Genomic DNA, 3,471 nt, shown 5'->3' with positions numbered 1-3,471 from the left:
CCCCGCTGCTGGTGCCGGTGATGGTGCCGGACTTGTCCCCGCTGCTGGTGCCGGTGATGGTGCCGGACTTGTCCCCGCTGCTGGTGCCGGTGATGGTGCCGGACTTGTCCCCGTTGCTGGTGCCGGTGATGGTGCCGGACTTGTCCCCGCTGCCGGATTCGGACTTGTCCCCGGTGATGGTGCCGGATTCGGACTTGTCCCCTCAATGGTGAAGGGATTGTCGTCTACGCGCGGTATTTGAGCTGTAGTGAACCGAGATTCATCTAGCGAGTTCGATCGAACATCAATCAACACCGCCAAAAATTCCCCAGTTTGCCTGTCCCTAATAATCGTGTTGCTAGAATTCGAGCCTTGGCCCTGGAAAATTTCTAACTCTGTAAAGTTCAAACCTCCAGCCAGACCGATCGAATCTCCCGCATTAAAATCTCTAATTACATCAGCATCGCCGATTTCGCGACCCCCAGTAGTGAGAAACCCGTTGCTACCAGCCGACGTGCCCACCCTACCGAGAACAAAGATATCCGATCCGTCGCCTCCTGTGAGAGTATCCAATCCGCGATCGCCCGAAAGAATATCATCCCCAGCATCTCCAGACAAAGAATCATTGCCATCGCCCCCGAAGAGCAGGTCATCACCCTCGCCGCCATCACCAGTATCGTTACCAACACCGCCGGTGATGACATCCCCGCCCTCCTGGCCCAACAAAATATCATTGCCCCCAGCGCCGATCAGGCAGTCGTTACCCGTGTCGCCAAAAACAGTATCACTGCCCTTGTCGCCAAAAATCAGGTCATCCTCCCCACCACCGCGCAGACAGTCATTGCCTTTACCGCCGTAGAGCGAGTCGTTGCCTTCGGAACCCAAAACAATATCATTGCCCTGGTCGCCAAAAGCTACGTCACCGCCCTCGTCGCCAGAAACCAAGTCATCGCCTTTGCCGCCCCGCGCCGTGTCATTACCGCGCCCGCCCTCAACAAAATCTTTACCAGCGCCACCGTTGAGAGAATCGTTACCGTCTTCGCCCCTGAGTAGATCGTCTCCGTCCCGACTCAAAAGTGTGTCGTCGCCGGCACCCCCGGCAATCGTGTCATTGAACAAGCTGCCGATTAAATAGTTACTGCCATCATTTGCGACAACTAAGCCATCGACAAAAAGTGGCTCTGGGGGAGGCGTGGGAACTGTCAGAGTCGGCCGCGGCACGGGGGTGATTAAAATGTCCGGGTCCGTCCCCGTCATCATCGGCGGCTCCGTCCCCGTCATCATCGGTGGCTCCGTCCCCGTCATCATCGGCGGCTCCGTCCCCGTCATCATCGGCGGCTCCGTCCCCGTCATCATCGGCGGCTCCGTCCCCGACGACGGCGTAGGCTGCGGCACCGTGCCGCTATCCAAACTATCCTCGTTCTCATCGGGTAGCCGCCCTTCGAGAAAAATTAGTGGTACTGCACTTGGCATTGTTCCGACTCCTTGCGACGCTACTCAAAAACTACTAAATAAACTTAAAGTCAGATGCAGTAATGACGGTACTGAGCGCTCCGGGCACTGTAGGAATAGAATTCAACACTGCCAAATCGAAAGCTGGGAGACTGTCATCTGCCACATTCGGGTCGAAGCCGAGAACGTACTTGTTAAAAGTATTGTTCAGGTACACGAAGAAAGCTCCCGTTTTGCTCGAACCGTTTTGATTCTTCAACACTGCATTTATTGCTTGAGCGTTGTCAAATTTAGATTCAAACAAAATGACTGATTGCTTGCTAATGTCGTCGCCGCTAGACCCGATATTCCTGACGATAAAACTGGTGAAATCAAGAGTAGTTCCTGAGTTGGTTAAACCTGCGAAATTTGATGACCTGAACAAAAATCTGTCGGTCTCGCTGCCGTTAGCGTTAAAGTCAGCAATCACGTCCACGCCTTCGCTGGGAGTTTCGTAGTAGAAGAAATCATTGCCAGCATCGCCCGTGAGCAAGTCAGAACCGTTGCCACCGCCCAAAATGTCATTGCCTGCACCGCCGGAAAGCGAGTCGTTGTCATCGCCGCCCAATACCAAGTCATTGCCGAAGGCGCCGCTGAGACAGTCACTGCCGGCACCGCCGTCGAGAGTGTCGTCGCCCGCTTGGCCGTCGAGGGAGTCGCTGCCGGCCTCGCCCAACACGTAGTCATTGCCCGAACCTCCGAGTCCCGTGTCGTTGCCTTCTCCACCCAAAATCGTGTCATCGTTGTCCCCGCCCAAGATCGAATCGTTATTGATACCGCCGTCGAGCAAGTCTCTGCCCAGTCCACCGTCGAGGATGTCGTCGCCTGCACCGCCGTCGAGGGAGTCGTCGCCAATGCCACCAAGTAAGGTGTCAATCCCGGCGCCACCAAGTATCGAGTCCTCGCCGGATTCTCCCAACATCGAGTCATTGCCTGTTCCGCCGTCAATGGTGTCGTTGTTGTCACCGCCCAAGAGGTTGTCATTGTCATTGCCGCCGAACATCAGGTCGTTGCCCAGTCCGCCGATCAGCGAGTCTATGCCGTCTTCGCCGTCAACGGTGTCGTTGCCCAGTCCGCCGTCAACGGTGTCGTTGCCGATCGCACCCACCAGCGAGTCGTTGCCTGTTTCACCGAATACGAGGTCGTTGCCGCGATTACCATCGATGATGTCGTTGCCGTCGCCCCCAGAGAGGGTATCGTCGCCGGCCCCGCCGAGGATGAAGTCGCTGAGGTTGCTGCCTGTAAAGCTGCTGGCCGGGAGTGCGCTGCGATCGACAATATTATCTACCACCGTGATGCTGAAGGATGCCGGCCCGATAGTTGCAGACCCGTCGGAGGCTGTAAACGTGAAACTGTCGCTACCACCTGCTGCCAGCAAGTTGTATTTGACGATGTTGTTGTTGATATCGTCTTGGGTGAATTTGCCGCCCACGTTGAGAAAGGTGGTACCCCTTTGGACAAAACCTCTGGTAGCGTCGGGGGCTTTAGTAATCGTGTAAACGATTTCCAAGGGGCTGTTGTCGGGATCTGTGACTAACAAATCGGCGGCAGTAATTGTCTGGGTAGGATTACTTTTGGCAACCACCACACCGTCGTTAATTATTAGCTGCGGCGGGCTACTGACGTTGATGGTTACTACCGCCTTACTTGTGCCGCCGCTGCCGTCTGAAATCGAGTAGCTGAAGCTGTCAGTACCCGAGAAGCCCGGATTCGGGGTGTATTTGAATACGCCACCGCCCACGGGAACCAGGCTCCCTTTGCTTGCTGGAGCAAAAGTCGTGACAGTCAGAGCGCTTTGTTCCTGGTCAGTGTCGTTCAACAGAACGTTGAAACTGAGTTCTTGACCCGCAACCGTGGTGAAGTTGTCGTTAACTGCTCTTGGAGGTTGGTTAAAGATGGGCGTCGGTGGTGTCGGCGCCGGACTGCCTGTCGGGGTCGGACTTCCTGTCGGCGTCGGCAAATTCGGCGTCGGGAACGTCGGCACCGGCTCGTCTGGCGTCG

Annotated in this window: 2 protein-coding genes; both read right to left on the bottom strand. The window is 55.9% G+C overall.

Going from position 1 to position 3,471, the window contains the following annotated elements; translation table 11 throughout:
• On the bottom strand, nt 1–1,452 hold a 1,452-nt coding region (locus tag QUA83_RS22500; RefSeq protein ID WP_333295950.1), incomplete at its 3' end, for a calcium-binding protein.
• Nucleotides 1,453–1,486: 34 nt separating this feature from the next.
• Nucleotides 1,487–3,471 (bottom strand): Ig-like domain-containing protein (locus QUA83_RS22495; RefSeq protein WP_333295949.1); only part of this gene is annotated, 1,985 nt, incomplete at its 5' end.

The organism is Microcoleus sp. K1-B1, assembly GCF_036704705.1.
GTDB lineage: Bacteria > Cyanobacteriota > Cyanobacteriia > Cyanobacteriales > Microcoleaceae > Microcoleus.
This window is presented reverse-complemented; position numbering and strand designations above follow the sequence as displayed.